This window comes from Mycobacterium sp. (genome assembly GCF_049280035.1).
Classification (GTDB): domain Bacteria; phylum Actinomycetota; class Actinomycetes; order Mycobacteriales; family Mycobacteriaceae; genus Mycobacterium.
The window spans coordinates 1-15,022 of record NZ_JBAPPI010000017.1; the positions used below are offsets into that span (position 1 = coordinate 1).

Genomic DNA, 15,022 nt, shown 5'->3' on the forward strand with positions numbered 1-15,022 from the left:
GTGCGAGTCACGTTGTCGAGCACCTCCTTGTCTGATCGCTCGAGTCGTCGTATCGTACGAGCAGAACGTCGAAACGATTATCGTTCAATCGTATCGCAAGATAGCGCCGGCGCGATAGCGAGCAGCGATGAAGGGTGGCGGCCATGCGACCAACCATCTGGATCCAATGGGTGCTAAGCCACGGCATCCCGCGCGCAGCCCTGGCGATACAGGCACGACGCAACGACCCGCTTGCCCGCTTCCTTGTGGGACCGCAACGCGGTGGCGACCCGCTTGCTCTGCTGGAGCAGATCCGCGCACGTGGCCCGGTGAGCCGAACACCGTTCCTATCCGTGACCGCCGACCATGCGCTTTGCCGGGCCATATTGCGGGACAACAGATTTAAGGTGACCAGCCCCGCCAACACTGGCGTGCCCAGGCCGATCACGTGGCTGATACGTCACACCGATCCGCAGCTACCGAACCCGGCTGAACCCCCATCGATGCTCCAGGTTGATCCGCCCGAGCACAGCCGCTACCGGCATCCGGTTGCCCACGCATTCACCCCACGCGCAATCGACAAATTGCGCATCCGAATCGTCGAGAAGACCAACGAGCTGTTGGATCGGGTCGCCGCCAGGCCGCACCCGGATCTGGTCGCCGATTTCGCCGGTCCACTGCCGGCAGAAATCATCGCCGAAGTCCTAGGAGTGCCTGAGTCGCTGCGGTCACAGATGCTCGAGCGCGGCGAACAAGGCGCACCACTGCTCGATGTTGGCGTGTCGTGGAAGACGTTTCGACGCGCCATGGACGCTCTTCGGGAAGCCGACAAAGAGTTCGGCGATCACATCGAGCACTTACGCTGCGAGCCCGGCGACGACATCTTCAGCCACATCATCCGCGACGGAAACCTGGCCCGGCGTGAACTCGCCACCACCGCAGTGTTGTTGGCCGGCGCAGGGTTTGAGACCACGGTCAATCTGATCGGCAACGCGATCGTGCTGCTGCTGCAGCGTCCCGATCAGTTGGCGACGCTGCGCGACAACCCCGAACTATGGTCGGGCGCAATCGAAGAAGTCCTGCGCTTCGAAAGCCCCGTGCAAATGACATCTCGCACCGCAGGCTGCGACCTCGAACTCGCCGGCCAACAATTTGCCGCCCACGAGATCGTCCTGCTCCCGCTGGGCGGCGCGAACCGCGACCCAGCCATATTCCCCGACCCCAACCGATTCGACATCACCCGGGCCAACGCCAAAGACCACCTCGCCTTCGGCAGCGGCGTCCACGCCTGTCTCGGCGCCAGCCTGGCCCGAATGGAGGCGACCATCGCGCTGCAGGCATTGTTCGAACGATTCCCCGACCTACAGCTCACCGGAACCCCCACGCCGCGAGGACTGGCAAACCTGCACGGCTACCGGAACATCCCCGTGCGCGTCACCTCCACAACGGTCACACGACCGAACGGCCGCTGACGTGACAGCGATGCAGAACATCATGATCCCAAGAAGGACGCCGATCTAGTGAGGCAGGAACTCGATCACGACGAGGTCAGCCTGCTCATCCGGGCCACCCCCGCCTCACTCTATGACCTTGTCACCGACATCACCCGGACACCCGAATTCAGCCCCAACATTGCCAGAGCTCAATGGATAGGCGGAGCCACAGGGCCAACAGTGGGGGCACGATTCAAGGCGCAGCCTATTCCGCGCCGCGGCCGCGCTCCCAGCAACAAACCCATGGTCACCATCGCCAACCCCGCCCGCGAGTTCGCATTTCACCGCACCGTGCCACTTGCGGGAACCGTCGAGTGGCGCTACCAGTTCGTACCCGAAGGTGGTGCGACCCGGGTGATCGAGTCCTACACCGTCATCAAACCAATCACTGCTCTCGGCTGGTTCGTCATCAGCACGCTGTACGGCGACACAGACCGCAAAACAGCATTGCGCGCCGACATGCACGAAACCTTGCTGCGAATCAAGGCTGCCATCGAACGCTAAGACCTCTGCGACCGATTACCTGCGACCGCTACCCTCATCTCCTCGCATTGACAGTTCCAGATCACGAACATTGCCTAGCGGCGGTGTACCAAATGAATACCGCACGTTAGGAATACGTGCACTCCGCCAGTAAAATAGGCGGATTTACGCTGTGCATCAGCGCTTTTGAGTGGAATCGCTTCTACTGTTGCGATGCGTGGTCCGTGGTGCCGGTCGAGGATCACGGATGGCCTGTCGCCCAGCCCACCGGCCCCCGGCGAGGCCCCAGCCATCGACACCCCACGGTGACCAGTCGAGCTGAAGCATTGTCGGCGGTAGCGAGCAAGTCAGTGTCAGGGTGCTACCCGGCAGCAGCGTCCCCGTAGGACGGCCCAGATCCGAGCGCTATCAGTGCTGGTTTCGCCCACAATGGCGGGTTTACGATCGTCGTGTGTTCGCTGTCCTGTCACTGGTGATCGGGTTAGCGGCGGTCGTGATGGCCGTCCTGCTTCCCTTTGGCATCGCCTACGACCGGCGGTTGAGACAGCAGCGACGTTCGACCGCCCTTGGTGCGACTGGCAGGCCAAGGGTGGTTTGGCAGGCTGGTCGATGGGACACCGATCCCAACCATGCCTACGTCGCGAACATCGGGGACGACACCGCCTACGACGTCAGCGTGACCGCATATGACCGAGTCGTCGGGCTAGCGCGCAGCGTTCCGCCGTGCCGCCCCGACTGGATGCTCGCATCGTCGGAGCTTCCCTGCTATCTCAGTTTCCGCGTTGAGGGCAGGCCGGACAACGCGGTTGATGATCTCGGTAGGACTGGCGTTGCCGTCTTAGTCAGCTGGCGGTCGGAGACCGACGACTGGTGCACCCAAACCGTCCGCGCCGAGGGACCGGTACCGACACCGCAAGTGGCGCTCCGCTGACGTACTGCCAGGTTAGTGTCGGGGACTCGCCGATGGCGCCGAGCACTTCCAGGATGCGTCGGGGGCCACGGCCATTCGATAGGAACGGCACGTGAGCAACTGGGGAGTCGAAGGGCTGCCCAGAGGTGCGGCCCTGCTTGTCGTCAAGCGCGGCCCCAACGCCGGGTCCAGGTTCCTGCTGGATCGGCCCGTCTCATCCGTAGGCCGGCATGCCGACTGTGACATTGTTCTCGACGACATCACCGTCAGCCAGCACCATGCCGAGTTTCGGCGGGAAGACCGGACTTTCCAGGTCGTCGACGTCGACAGCTTCGACGGCACCTATGTCAACCGTGAATTGGTCGACTCGGCGGTGCTGTCCAACGGCGACGAAATCCAGATGGGCAGTTTTCGGCTGGTGTTTCTGACTGTGACCACGACGGTCCGATAAGAGCGCGATGGCAGCCTTCTGGAGGGGAGCTCAGCTTGACGGCTGAGGACGAGGCAGGCTGCCGAGCCGACATGATCGCTTCTGACCTTGCAGGGCACCAGTGCGCCCGCGATGAGGAATACCGCACGGTTGGAATACGCGCACTCCGCCAGTAGAATGAGCGGATGGCGCTGAAATCGCTTATATACCAACAACATTAATGCATGAATCTTTCAACATATGTGAGCCTGGCGCCGGCTGCGGATATGTTGATGGCGTCCAACGGTTTTCGGTTGTCACAAACCAGGGGCTCGCAGGCCTAGCATTCGTCTTTCAATTTGCGTCCGCCGATGCAGTGCAGATGGAAGTGGAGAACCGTCTGATTCGCATCTGGCCCCGCGTTGGTGACCAAGCGAAACCCGCTGTCGGCGATGCGCCTCTCGCGTGCCAGTTTGGCGGCGACGACGAATAATCGGCCGGAAAGAGCGGCATGATCGTCGGTGAGATACAAGGCGCTTGGAACGTGCTCGTTCGGGATGACCAGAAAGTGCACAGGCCCAAGGTAGAACGGCATTTCCGGCGGCACATCGATCGCGAACACCAGATCGTCCTCGTAGAGCTTGGGAAGGGGCACGCCACCATCGCGGGCCCTGCAGAGGATGCAGTTTTCGCTCATCGCCAACTTCTACGCGGGTGGTCAACTCTTTTCAAGAACCATCGGTTCGGCGTTCCCAATGCCAGCCGACACGATATCTGCTTCGTAAATCGTTACGATTCAACTCTTATGAGCACGCAGTGAGCACATCTCACGCGCTGCAGCAAGAGCGACAACGAGCTACACCGACTCTTAACCGTCGAGCAATACAGCTTCGACGCCGCCGATCGAGCACTCCTGTGCGGACGATCCCGCGCACGTCATGTGTGACACATCACGCCGATGCTGTTGCGCCGAGGTGAGTTCGGCTTCCTGGTCGGTAGTCACGTCATGTCACATGTTGGACAGTCCAGTGGTGCCGCCGCGGGACCATTCGGTGATCTCATCGGTCACGAAGCGTTTGGGCACCACGCGCAGGGCCGCGTTGCGCGCTAGGTAGCCGATCCGGGTCCGTGGAATCATAAAGGGTGCCAACGACCGTGACCAGCCCTGGATCGTGTCGACGCGGGCGCGGCGCCGACGCACGTATCGCTGCAGCGCGCCGGGGATGCCTGCTGGATCGATCCCTGTCAGTTCCTCGGCAAGGACCTGCGCGGACTCCATCGCCATCGACGCCCCGACAGCCGCCGACGGGAGAAACGCCGCTGCGGCGTCGCCGATCAGCACGATCCGGCCGAACACCCAGTTCTCCATCCACAGATCGTCGAGGTCGAAGCACTCCAGCTGTGGGACGCTGTCGAGGCTGTCGAGGATCCAGTCGGCGCGGCCGGCAATACCGGCGAGGCGAGTTTTCATCTCGGCCGGGCTCGCTGGCGCGCCGTTGGACTGCAGCACCGCCGCGCAGCCGAGTGGTCCAGTAGTTGGGTTGTACGCAAAAAACCGTCGTTTACCGCAAAATTCGTGCACCGCGTCGACGACATCTGTTTCGATGTCCGGAGCCCACCAGCTCCACAGCCGCAATCCAGTCGAGCGCACCGACACCTCGCCGGCGACCAGGCGGCGCAGTCGAGATCCGATCCCGTCGGCGCCGACCACCAGATCGTATTCAGCGGCTTCGCCGTCATTGAAGCGCACCCGCACAACCTGATCGGTCTGCTCGACCTCATCGATGGTGCACGCCATCCGCACCTCGATACCTTCGTCGTAGGACCGCAGCAGGTCCAGCAGCGCAGCACGCTTGAGGACCCGCGGCACGTCGCCTCCGAGCCGATTGCCGAAATCGAAGCGGCGCAATCGTCGTCCGCGATCAGCGTGGACCACGTAATTGTTCACCGGGACAGTGAGTTCGCCGAACCGCCGGCCAAGATCGAGCCGCTCAAGCACGCGACGGCCCATCGGCCAGAGCCCAATCAGGTAACCGACGTCGTCATAACGCGGCACCTTCTCCACGACGGTCGGTTCAATGTCACGGCGTCGCAACGCCGCAGCGAGTGTCAGACCCGCGATCCCGCCGCCAACGATGAGGATCCGCGGCGCTCTCGGCGACGACTCATGTTCGGCTGCCTTCAACTGCTGCATGACATCGGCTCTCCAATTGCTGCGTTCGCCGGGCGGATGGTGAGGGCGTTGGTGAGGAGGGCTTGTGCTGTCTGGCACAGCATTTCGGCGGCGTCTGCTCGGGGTAGGCCAGCTACATCGACGAGCCAGACGAATGATTCGATGCCGGTGGCGGCGCGGATGGCGATGGCCAGCCGGTGCGTGTCGATGTGGCGGTGGCTGCGACGCAGGGGGATCAGCGCGTCCTCAATCCATGCGATGGCATGCCCGCGGCGCAGGACCGGCAACTCTGCGCTGTCAGGTTCGAGTGAGAGCCGCAGTGAGGTGCGCAGTTCGGGTTCCCAGTCCATGGTGATCCGCGCACATTCGCGGATCACCATGTCCAGCCGGCTTTGGGGGTCGGTTGGTGCGGGATCGGGCAACAGTGAGGCGGCCTCGATCTCCGGGTGGACCGCTGCCAGCAGGGACCGCTGATTCGGGAAATACCGGTAGGCGGTGGTGCGAGAAATGTCGGCGGCGTGGGCGGCGTCCTCCACGGTGGGGATCAGCCCCTGCGCCAACAGATCTCGAGTCGCGGCCACCAGCGCGGCGCGGGTGCGGGTTTTCTGGCTGCGCCGTCCGGTCGCCTCATATGGTACTGCCATGCTCATCATGGTACTCTAATCCCATCTCCATATTGGACTGCCGGATCACGCGATCTAGGAGGCGAACATGTCGTTTGCCAGCGTGAAGCGGCCACATGATCGTGAACATGGCGCGGGATCGAAACCGGCCGTGGGCCCAGTGATTGAGACGCAGGGATTGAGCCGTCGTTTTGGGCGCCGCCGCGGGATCACCGACGTCACCGTCGCGGTGGACCGCGGGGAGGTGTTCGGATTTCTGGGGCCCAACGGCGCCGGGAAATCCACAACGATCCGCCTGCTGCTGGGCCTATATCGGGCGACGGCCGGGCGCGCGGCACTGTTCGGCCTGGACCCACGCCAGCACAGCGCTCAGATACATGAACGGGTCGGCTACCTGCCCGGTGAGCTGGCTCTGTTTCCGCGGCTGACCGGACGTCAGGTTCTCGACCGTTTCGCCCGGATCCGCGGCCACATCGACCACCGCTATCGTGACGAGCTCGTCGACCGTTTCGGGGTCGAACTCGACCGCCCAGTACGCACCCTGTCCAAGGGGAACGTCCAAAAGATCGGCCTGCTACTGGCTTTCGCGCACCGGCCCGAACTACTGATCCTCGATGAGCCCACCTCGGGACTCGACCCGCTGCTCCAAGATGAATTCGCCCAACTGATAAGCGAGACCGCCCACGAGGGGCGCACGGTCTTTCTGTCCTCACACGACCTCGACGAGGTCCAACGCCTCGTCGACCGGCTGGCCATCATCAAAGACGGACGCATCGTCGTCACCGACACCGTCGAGCACCTGCGCGCCAGCGCCCCCAAGACCGTCGAGTTCCGCTTCGCGCACCCAGTCGATCCCGGCCGGCTCCAATGCCTGGACGGGGTGCAGGTGTTATCCACCGACACCACGCGGGTGCGGTTGTCCGTCGCCGGGCCGATCGGGCCGCTGCTCCAAGTGGCCGTCGCCCTCGAACCGGTCGACATGACCGCCCGCCCAGCCGAACTCGAGGAATTATTCCTGGGCTACTACCGCACCGACTCAGCAAAGGCGCCCAGTCATGGCCGCTGACATCGCACTGTTGGACCTGCGACTGCGGCGCCGCGTAACCATCGGCTACGGACTGGGCATCGCCGCCTACGCGCTGATCGTCGTCGCGCTCTTTCCCTCATTTAAGAACGACACCAGCCTCAATCAGCTCACTGCCAACGGCTCCCCCGTCGCGGCACTGCTCGGAGCGGTCGGCAGCCTCACGTCCTCGCCCGGCTGGCTCAACGCCAACCTCTACGCCAACTTCGTACCGCTGATCGAGCTGCTGGCCACCATCGGCTACGGCGCCTCCTGCATCGCCGGCCAAGACGAGGATGGCACCCTCGCACTGGTCACCACCCTGCCGATAACGCGTCGCGCAATCACCTTCGACAAGTTCACCGCTCTGCTCGCACAAGCAATGGTCGTCCCCATCGCCACCGCCTTATGTGTGCTCCCCGGCCGCGGATTCGATCTGACTCTCGCCACCGGCTCGCTGCTCGGTGTCACTGTCGGCGTCACCCTGCTGGGTCTTTTCTTCGGCGCCCTGGCCCTGCTGATCGGCGCTGCCACCGGCAGCCGCGGTTTGGCCCTGGGGATCACCTCCGCCGCAGCGGCAATCAGCTATCTGATCAGCTCACTGGCACCCGTCATCAACTGGCTAAACCCGGCCCGCTACATCTCACCGTTCTTCTACGCCGTCGGCGACAACCAGCTCACACACGGACTACCACTCGCCTGGGCCGGCGTGCTCGCCACCGGAACCCTAATCTTCGCCATCACCACCGTAATCGCGTTCAACCGCCTCGACGTGCACTGAACAAAGCCCGGGCGGCCAACTCACGCTACACCTAGCGGGCCATATTGGTGAACCGCGACAAGTGCAGCTGGTGCGCGACAGTCACCGTCTTGGTTGGGCCGTTGCGGTGCTTGGCCAGAATCAAGTCGGCCTCGCCGCCGCGCGGATCGTCACGCTCGAAGGCATCCGGCCGGTGTAGCAGGACGACGACGTCTGCGTCCTGTTCCAGGCTGTTATGGACGCTGATGCCGTTGGCCACGAAATTGTGTGTGCCATCCACGGTCCCGTCGTAGACGTCCATCTCGCCAAGGCTGGTAATCTCCACAATCTGATCCCAGAACACATCGCTTGTGGCCAGCGCATGAATCTCGAGATCTTCAAGCAACGCCGCGGCGCGGTGCAGGCGTGCTCGGCTAGGCGCGTGCCTCCACATGGTAGATCCGCAAAATTGCGTACCCATAGCCGCGGCGAACTGGCGATGCGTCATCTGCCGGCCCACGAGTGAGATCTTGACCTGCTTCCACACCTCCCGTGGCACCGTGTCTAAATTCGTGTTGCGAAGGATGCCGTCGAGATGGGTGAGCACCTCCTGCGCCGCCGTTGCCCTGGCGCCATTCACTCCAACATGTCGAAGAAACCTTGTCTGATTCTCCGCGCCGTAGATGTATAGGTGCCAGGAGTCGCGGTAGCCAGCCTTCTTTACCCGTTTGATGCGTGCGAACACTCCAACCCTGGAGAGCAGCGCTGCGACATCGTCGACCAAGCGCCGGCTCGTCGATGCATAGTAGATGCGCGCCTGGCCCACCTTGGCATCCCATCGCACCGAACCATCGGTGGCCCACAGGTGACGCAAGAACAGCGCGACATGATCGCTTGGCAATGCGAAAACGTCTTTTGGCACGAACTTTTCGTGACTGCGGAGTCCAAACAGTCCTAGTCGATCCAGCCACGCTGCGATCGGATTCCGACGTCCACGCGCCACGCGGTATGGCGCTGGCAGTCGCAACGTGGTTACCCGCGCGGCCGGATAATCCTCACGTACCGCGGTTACGCCGAAATGCGCCGCCGAGATCGTCACGGCGGCAAGGTTCGCTTCATCGATACTCGCATAACGGATCGGCTGGTTCTTCACGCATGAACCGTCGCCGATCATGTGCGCCAACAAGACGACTTCCGAATCGGCCATGCACCGCGTGTCAACCGGCTCAGGAACGCTACGTGGCACAGCCAACCGATCGCCAACATTCAGTTGATCCAACGGCGCCCAGCCGTCAAGCGTCATGAACGGATGGTTGCCGGTGGCCTCGACTTCACGTCCCGAAGCCAACCGCAGCCGGAACACCTCCTTGCGGCCGCTGGGGAAGACGTTCGTCATCGGCCGTGCCACCATACGCAGCTGCTCGTCCAGCGACCACACCAGAGGGCGCTCACCGCTCGCCAACAGCTCACCAAATGTCACCTCGGCGCCGGTGTCGGCCCGCAGAATGCGGGTACTCGCGGTGAGACATCCCGACTCACGAAGATCGGCCAGCATCGGCTTCTTGTCGGTGCGCTGCTCAGGACCGCGGTTGAGCTGGCTGATGGCAATAACCGGAACCTCGAGCTCCTTGGCCAGAAGTTTCAAGTGGCGGGAGAATTCGGAAACCTCTATCTGCCGCGACTCGACTTTCTTTCCCGATGTCATCAGCTGTAGGTAATCGACAACGATCAGCCGCAGATCAGCCCGTTGCCGCAGACGGCGCGCCTTAGCGCGAATCTCCATCATCGTCAGATTTGGCGAGTCATCGATATACAGTGGCGCCTCACTGATTTCGCTCATCCGCCGCGCCAGCCTGGTCCAGTCCTCGTCACTCATCCGGCCCGAACGCATATCGGCAAGCTTGATCTTCGCCTCGGCCGACAACAGCCGCATCACGATCTCGGACTTGCTCATCTCCAGCGAGAAGATGACGCTGGCCAGCCGATTCTTGATCGAGCACGACCGCAGAAAGTCCAACCCCAGGGTCGAGTTGTGCGTCGGGATCATGCCGCGCCCGGCGAGGTACAGATGCGAAGGATCGTCGACCTCCACGCAGCGCACCGGAACACTGCCTACGCGGCACACCGACTCCAGTTGCAGCGCCGGGGCCATCAAGGTGGTGGCGCCCGGACGCTCTCCATAGCGCGCGATGGATCCGGCCGCGGCAATAGTGTCCAGACCACATCGCAGTTGAGTCGTCTTACGGACGCCATAGCCCGTCAACCACTGATGCTCAGCGTCGGCGACAATCACCGTGCCGTCGGAAAATTCCACTTCGTAACACGGCCTACCCAGCATCACTTCGGTCGCGGCTACTACTCGGGTCGGCCGTCCGTCGGCGCCCAGCAGTTCATCACCAACGGCGACGTCACCCATCGTCGTCCAACCGGCGGGCGTCGGCAGCGGCGTATCCAATGCCAGTGCCTTGCCCACCCCAGGCCTGGCCGCGACGATGATCATCTGCCCCGGATGCAGGCCGTTGGTCACTTCATCAAGCTCGGTGAACCCGGTCGGCACCCCGCGAGCCAGCCCGCCGTTGGAGGCGATCGCGTCGATCTCGTCCATCGTCGGCTGCAGCAAATCCTCCAACGGGACGAAGTCCTCAGAAAGCCGCCGATCGGTGACGTCGTAGATCTCGGCCTGCGCGCGGTCCACCACCTCGGCGACATCGGCGCCTTCGGCGCCCGCGTAACCGTACTGCACCACCCGGGTGCCGGCTTCCACCAACCGGCGCAGCAGCGCCTTCTCGGCGACGATGTCCGCGTAGTAGCCGGCGTTGGCCGCCGTCGGCACCATCGAGATCAAGGTGTGCAAGTAGGGCGCGCCGCCGACTCGGCGCAGCAGGCCGCGGCGGTCCAGCTCGGCGGCAACCGTCACCGCGTCGGCCGGCTCCCCGCGCCCGTAGAGATCCAGGATGGCGTCGTAGACATTCTGGTGCGCCGGGCGGTAGAAGTCGCCGGGCCGCAGCTTCTCCAGCACGTCGGCGATGGCGTCCTTGCTCAGCAGCATCCCGCCCAGCACCGACTGCTCGGCCGCGAGATCCTGCGGGGGCTGGCGGCCGTAGTCCTCGCTGGGCGCGTCCATGCCGGGGTGCCCTAGATCGTCAACGACTGCCATAGCCTCCCCACCTCCTCCGGCACGACGCTCGAACGCACATTCGATACGGGCTACTTGACGCTAACTCACACCACCGACACCGCCTAAGTCGAAGCGCCGCGATCACCCCACGCCCGGGTCGACGCTAAAGGTTGCTGGCGAGGACTCAAAACGGGGTTGTTCATAGACCTGTGCATCGTGTGTGCATATCCGTGAGCACCTGTGTTGAGGGGGTGTGGAGAACTTGTGGAGCAATTCGCGGCATTGCAACATCACTGCAGATAAGCGCACCACACCACTACACACTTTGTGTGGATGGGAATCTCTTCGGCGTGTCGGGCCGGGTTGCTACTTCGGGCGTGTTGCGTTTCAGGCAATGATTCGCGGCGTTAACGGACGGTTACGTTCGCTAACAGTCGCGTTCGTGTGCAAGTTCGCCAGCGTGGGCAGCAACACCAACCCCCCGATGGCGGCCCCGCTGGGGCCCCCACCGGGGTAGAGTATCGCGCCTTAACGCTCGGGGACGACGTCGAGTGCGATCTCGACGTCTACTTCCGGGTGTACGTGCAGCGTGACTGGGTGGTTGCCGACGGCCTTGATCTGGCCTTTGGGCAGCCGGACGATGCGCTTGTCGAGGTTGGGTCCACCGGCTTTTTTGATCGCGACGACGATGTCACCCGGGGTCACCGATCCGAACAGCTTGCCTGAGTCGCCAGCGGTCTTCACCCCCAGCGCAACCGTGCCCAGCGCCTCGATTGCCGTCTTGATTTCGTTGGCATGCTCCAGGTCTCGCACTTGCTTGGATTCGCGGCCACGACGGATGTCGTCAACCTGCTTCTGCGCGCCGCGCGATGCCACGATCGCCAGGCCACGAGGGAGCAAGAAGTTGCGTCCGTACCCGTCTTTGACCTCAACGGTGTCGCCGACGGCACCGAGGTGATCGACATCGGATGTCAGAATGAGTTTCATCTGTTCGTCAATTCCGTTCTGCGTTAGCCGTTTACCGCGACGCGGCCGTGAACGGCAACAGCGCCACCTCGCGGGCGTTCTTGACCGCGATCGCAATGTCGCGCTGGTGCTGCACGCAGTTTCCGGTCACGCGGCGCGCTCGAATCTTGCCGCGCTCGCTGATGTAAGTGCGCAGCAGCTGTGTGTCCTTGTAGTCGATCGCTTGGCCCTTTTTGGAGCAGAACACACACTTGCGCGTCTTGACCGGCTTTTCCGGCGCCGGTCGCCGCTTGTTACTGGACTTAGCCATCTCTGTCTCTTTCGTTCTCTAGATCTGAAGTTAGAAGGGTGGTTCGTCGTCGCCGCCGCCGAACGAGCCGGAGGCCGGGGCGCTGCCCCATGGGTCGTCACCGGTGCCGCCGCCGGTTCCGCCGGCGGCTCCGCCAACGGTCTGGGCCGGCTGACGCTGGCCCCCGCCGCCACCGAAGCCACCACCGCCGCCGCCGCTGCGGCTGGCCTTGTTGACCTTGGCGGTGGCGTAGCGAAGCGACGGGCCGATCTCGTCGACCTCGACCTCGACCACGGTGCGCTTCTCGCCCTCGCGGGTCTCGAACGAACGCTGCTTGAGCCGACCCTGCACGATCACCCGGGAGCCGCGCGTGAGGCTTTCGGCCACGTTCTCGGCGGCCTCACGCCAGATGCTGCAGCGGAGGAACAGCGCTTCGCCGTCCTTCCACTCATTGGTCTGACGGTCGAACATGCGCGGCGTCGACGCGACCGTGAAGTTCGCCACGGCGGCACCAGCCGGCGTGAACCGCAGTTCGGGGTCGGCGGTCAGGTTTCCGACGACGGTGATGGTGGTGTCACCAGCCACAGTGACCTCCTGGTCCTCGTGGGCCTGCCAGCGTCGGCAGGTGGGTGGTCAAGAGCGTGCTGTCGCAGAGCCTACGCAACGGCTACGACGAGGCGCGATCATTCGCCAACAGGCGCCTGGCGACGATGCGGGCCAGGACGGCCCGAGGAGAAGCCAGGCTATCAACATCAGTGCTTGTCGGTGCGCATCACTTTGGTGCGCAACACCGACTCGTTCAGGCTGAGCTGACGGTCGAGTTCGGACACCGTCGCGGGCGCGGCCTTAAGGTCGATCACCGCATAGATGCCCTCGGCATGCTTGGCGATTTCGTACGCCAGCCGGCGCCGACCCCAGATGTCGACCTTGTCCACGGTGCCGCCGTCTTTGCGGACGACGTTGAGAAAGGCCTCCAACGACGGAGCTACGGTGCGCTCGTCGAGGGTGGGGTCAAGGATGACCATGATTTCGTATGGACGCATGGGAACCTCATCACCTCCTATGGTCGTGTGCGGCCACGGTCTTGTCCGTGGCAGGAGAGTCGCCTGCGTCGGCAACCGACCCAGGCTACCGGACGGTGCCTGAGCTTGCGAAATCCGGTTTGGTCTCGGCGCTCGCCTGCGCCGATTGCCGTAGCCGAGCCGGACGCAGCTCGGCAGGCAGCCAGCTGGGCGGCGCATCGGGCGCCCGATCGAACACCCCGCCCGCCGGATCGTCGACCCGTCCGCCCCAGCGCACCAGATCCTCCTCGGGCCGGTAGATCTGCCGGACCACCAGCGCGCACAAGGCCAGCACCGCGATGTCACGCAGCAGCACCGTGGCGATGAACCACTGCTCGGGCAACCCGCGGTTGGGCACGCTGTAGAGGTAGTACATCCGCGGCACCCACACCAGCGCGTCGATCGTCATCCACGCCAACAGGATTCGGCGGTGTGGCAACGCCAGCACCGCCAACGGCACCAGCCACAGCGAGAACTGCGGGCTCCACACCTTGTTGGTCAACAGAAACGCCGCCACCACCAGAAAACCCAGCTGCGCCACGCGTGGCCGCCGCGGAGCGGTTAGTGCGACGTAACCGATTGCCGCACAGCACAATACGAACAGCGTCAAGACAACCTCGTTGAGCCTCTGGGGCGGCTGCCAGAAACCCAGATTCGAATCGAAACCCTGCCAGCCGGTGAACGATTTGACGACGTTGAACAGCGAATCTATGTCATCGCCGCGGCGGGCGTTCAGCCGAAAGAACTCCGACCAGCCCCGCGGGAAGAGCACCATCACGGGCAGGTTGACGGCCAGCCACGTCGCGACCGTCGCGGCCGCGGTGCGGGCCAGCTCGCCGAGGCGCCCGGTCCGGATGCCCAGCACCAACAGCGGGCCCAACAACAACGCCGGATACAGCTTGGCCGCGACACCCAACCCGATCAGCACGCCGGCCAGCATCGGTCGCCGCCGCGCCCACGCCAACAGCCCGCCAACCGCCAAAGCCGTTGCCAGCGCATCGAAATTGGTGAACATCTGAAAGATCACCAGCGGAGACGCGCCGACCAGTGCCGCATCCCACACCCGGCGGCCCGCCAGCCCCGCGGTGGCCCACAACGTCGTCAACCAAGCCAACGCCAAACCGAGTGCGGCGATGTCGAAGAAAACCACCACCTCGGCGATGACCGGTAGCCCGGTCACTCTGCTCAGCGCGGTGTAGGTCTTGGCCAACGCCATCGACACGTACTGATACACCCCGGTAAGCACCGGGTACTCCATGTAGCGCACCGCAGGCCGGCCGTCGTAGCGGATCTGTTGCTTGCCGTCGGCGTCCTTCTCCACCCAGCTGGACTTGTACGGAAACTTGCCCTGGCTCAACAACTCCGCGCCGTACAGCGGCACGGTGTCGGAGTAGCACAGCTCGTAATAGGCGCGTTGGTTCTGCCAATTGGCGACCCGCGCCTCCCCCGGCCCGGTCCCGGTGCTCTGCACGCACGCCGCTTTCGTCGAGAAACCCAGCGCCAAAAACACCAGCGCGATCAAAAACATCACCCGCAACGGGGTCAGGAAGGTCGTGCGCCCGATCACCGCGTGCCGGCCCACCGGGCCGCCGATGACATTCGACAGCGCCGCCCCCAGAAAGTCGGTGCGGCTGGGGCAATCACGGTCGTCGGCGGAGCGCAGATCACTGGCCAGCCGCCGCGGCGAGATGTCGGCGCGATCCGTCTCGGCGAGGG

15 protein-coding genes and 1 pseudogene are annotated in these 15,022 nt (G+C 63.8%); 6 read left to right on the plus strand and 10 right to left on the minus strand.

The genetic code is table 11. From position 1 onward, the window contains the following. The first annotated feature begins 143 nt into the window (after positions 1-143). The 4 genes and pseudogenes from WAN71_RS00555 to WAN71_RS00570 all read left to right on the plus strand — a co-directional run. Positions 144-1,451, plus strand: a complete 1,308-nt coding sequence (locus WAN71_RS00555) for a cytochrome P450 (protein WP_422223462.1) — start codon at positions 144-146, stop codon at positions 1,449-1,451. A 48-nt stretch (positions 1,452-1,499) separates the two neighbouring features. Next, positions 1,500-1,976, plus strand: a complete 477-nt coding sequence (locus WAN71_RS00560) for an SRPBCC family protein (RefSeq protein WP_422223463.1) — start codon at positions 1,500-1,502, stop codon at positions 1,974-1,976. Between the two features lie 430 nt (positions 1,977-2,406). Then, entirely contained in the window at positions 2,407-2,886 is a 480-nt protein-coding gene (locus tag WAN71_RS00565; protein WP_422223464.1) for a hypothetical protein, read from the plus strand. A gap of 103 nt (positions 2,887-2,989) precedes the next feature. After that, positions 2,990-3,316, plus strand: a pseudogene (locus WAN71_RS00570) (FHA domain-containing protein); the annotation flags it as partial. Positions 3,317-3,614: 298 nt separating this feature from the next. On the opposite strand, the gene WAN71_RS00575 reads toward WAN71_RS00570, so the two are convergent. From WAN71_RS00575 to WAN71_RS00590, 4 genes are all read right to left on the minus strand, one after another. Continuing rightward, positions 3,615-3,971: an HIT domain-containing protein gene (locus WAN71_RS00575; RefSeq protein WP_422223465.1), complete on the minus strand. Its 357-nt coding sequence runs from the start codon at positions 3,969-3,971 to the stop codon at positions 3,615-3,617. Positions 3,972-4,142: 171 nt separating this feature from the next. Then, positions 4,143-4,277, minus strand: a complete 135-nt coding sequence (locus tag WAN71_RS00580) for a hypothetical protein (protein ID WP_422223466.1) — start codon at positions 4,275-4,277, stop codon at positions 4,143-4,145. Between the two features lie 6 nt (positions 4,278-4,283). Beyond that, positions 4,284-5,468: an FAD-dependent oxidoreductase gene (locus WAN71_RS00585; RefSeq protein ID WP_422223467.1), complete on the minus strand. Its 1,185-nt coding sequence runs from the start codon at positions 5,466-5,468 to the stop codon at positions 4,284-4,286. Further along, positions 5,456-6,091, minus strand: coding sequence for a TetR/AcrR family transcriptional regulator (locus WAN71_RS00590; protein WP_422223468.1), 636 nt, complete (start codon positions 6,089-6,091; stop codon positions 5,456-5,458). The genes WAN71_RS00585 and WAN71_RS00590 overlap by 13 nt, the downstream gene beginning before the upstream one ends. 67 nt (positions 6,092-6,158) lie before the next feature. Between WAN71_RS00590 and WAN71_RS00595 the strand changes: the two genes are divergently transcribed. Both WAN71_RS00595 and WAN71_RS00600 read left to right on the plus strand, forming a co-directional pair. Further along, entirely contained in the window at positions 6,159-7,136 is a 978-nt protein-coding gene (locus tag WAN71_RS00595) for an ABC transporter ATP-binding protein (protein WP_422223469.1), read from the plus strand. After that, on the plus strand, positions 7,126-7,914 hold the full coding sequence (locus WAN71_RS00600) for an ABC transporter permease subunit (RefSeq protein ID WP_422223470.1): 789 nt from the start codon (positions 7,126-7,128) through the stop codon (positions 7,912-7,914). Before WAN71_RS00595 ends, WAN71_RS00600 begins: the two co-directional genes overlap by 11 nt. Before the next feature lie 31 nt (positions 7,915-7,945). Here WAN71_RS00600 and WAN71_RS00605 read toward each other — a convergent pair whose 3' ends face one another. From WAN71_RS00605 to WAN71_RS00630, 6 genes are all read right to left on the minus strand, one after another. Then, positions 7,946-11,029: a replicative DNA helicase gene (locus tag WAN71_RS00605; RefSeq protein WP_422223471.1), complete on the minus strand. Its 3,084-nt coding sequence runs from the start codon at positions 11,027-11,029 to the stop codon at positions 7,946-7,948. A gap of 489 nt (positions 11,030-11,518) precedes the next feature. After that, the gene (gene rplI, locus WAN71_RS00610; RefSeq protein ID WP_422223472.1) at positions 11,519-11,977 is read right to left on the minus strand and encodes a 50S ribosomal protein L9; all 459 of its coding nucleotides are present in this window, start codon (positions 11,975-11,977) and stop codon (positions 11,519-11,521) included. Positions 11,978-12,008: 31 nt separating this feature from the next. Continuing rightward, the gene (gene rpsR / locus WAN71_RS00615) at positions 12,009-12,266 is read right to left on the minus strand and encodes a 30S ribosomal protein S18 (RefSeq protein WP_422223473.1); all 258 of its coding nucleotides are present in this window, start codon (positions 12,264-12,266) and stop codon (positions 12,009-12,011) included. A 30-nt stretch (positions 12,267-12,296) separates the two neighbouring features. Then, positions 12,297-12,830: a single-stranded DNA-binding protein gene (locus WAN71_RS00620; RefSeq protein ID WP_422223474.1), complete on the minus strand. Its 534-nt coding sequence runs from the start codon at positions 12,828-12,830 to the stop codon at positions 12,297-12,299. 167 nt (positions 12,831-12,997) lie between these two features. Next, on the minus strand, positions 12,998-13,288 hold the full coding sequence (gene rpsF / locus WAN71_RS00625; RefSeq protein WP_422223475.1) for a 30S ribosomal protein S6: 291 nt from the start codon (positions 13,286-13,288) through the stop codon (positions 12,998-13,000). An 85-nt stretch (positions 13,289-13,373) separates the two neighbouring features. Continuing rightward, complete coding sequence (locus WAN71_RS00630; protein WP_422223476.1) at positions 13,374-14,996, minus strand: glycosyltransferase family 87 protein; 1,623 nt, start codon at positions 14,994-14,996, stop codon at positions 13,374-13,376. Positions 14,997-15,022: the final 26 nt, after the last annotated feature.

What these genes read in the sequence shown, in the direction of transcription:
- WAN71_RS00605 (WP_422223471.1), bottom strand. Translation starts at nt 11,029, where the DNA reads ATGGCAGTCGTTGACGATCTAGGGCACCCCGGCATGGACGCGCCCAGC.
- WAN71_RS00600 (WP_422223470.1), top strand. Translation starts at nt 7,126, where the DNA reads ATGGCCGCTGACATCGCACTGTTGGACCTGCGACTGCGGCGCCGCGTA.
- WAN71_RS00555 (WP_422223462.1), top strand. Translation starts at nt 144, where the DNA reads ATGCGACCAACCATCTGGATCCAATGGGTGCTAAGCCACGGCATCCCG.
- WAN71_RS00590 (WP_422223468.1), bottom strand. Translation starts at nt 6,091, where the DNA reads ATGGCAGTACCATATGAGGCGACCGGACGGCGCAGCCAGAAAACCCGC.
- WAN71_RS00585 (WP_422223467.1), bottom strand. Translation starts at nt 5,468, where the DNA reads ATGCAGCAGTTGAAGGCAGCCGAACATGAGTCGTCGCCGAGAGCGCCG.
- WAN71_RS00595 (WP_422223469.1), top strand. Translation starts at nt 6,159, where the DNA reads ATGTCGTTTGCCAGCGTGAAGCGGCCACATGATCGTGAACATGGCGCG.
- rpsF (WP_422223475.1), bottom strand. Translation starts at nt 13,288, where the DNA reads ATGCGTCCATACGAAATCATGGTCATCCTTGACCCCACCCTCGACGAG.
- WAN71_RS00575 (WP_422223465.1), bottom strand. Translation starts at nt 3,971, where the DNA reads ATGAGCGAAAACTGCATCCTCTGCAGGGCCCGCGATGGTGGCGTGCCC.
- rpsR (WP_422223473.1), bottom strand. Translation starts at nt 12,266, where the DNA reads ATGGCTAAGTCCAGTAACAAGCGGCGACCGGCGCCGGAAAAGCCGGTC.
- rplI (WP_422223472.1), bottom strand. Translation starts at nt 11,977, where the DNA reads ATGAAACTCATTCTGACATCCGATGTCGATCACCTCGGTGCCGTCGGC.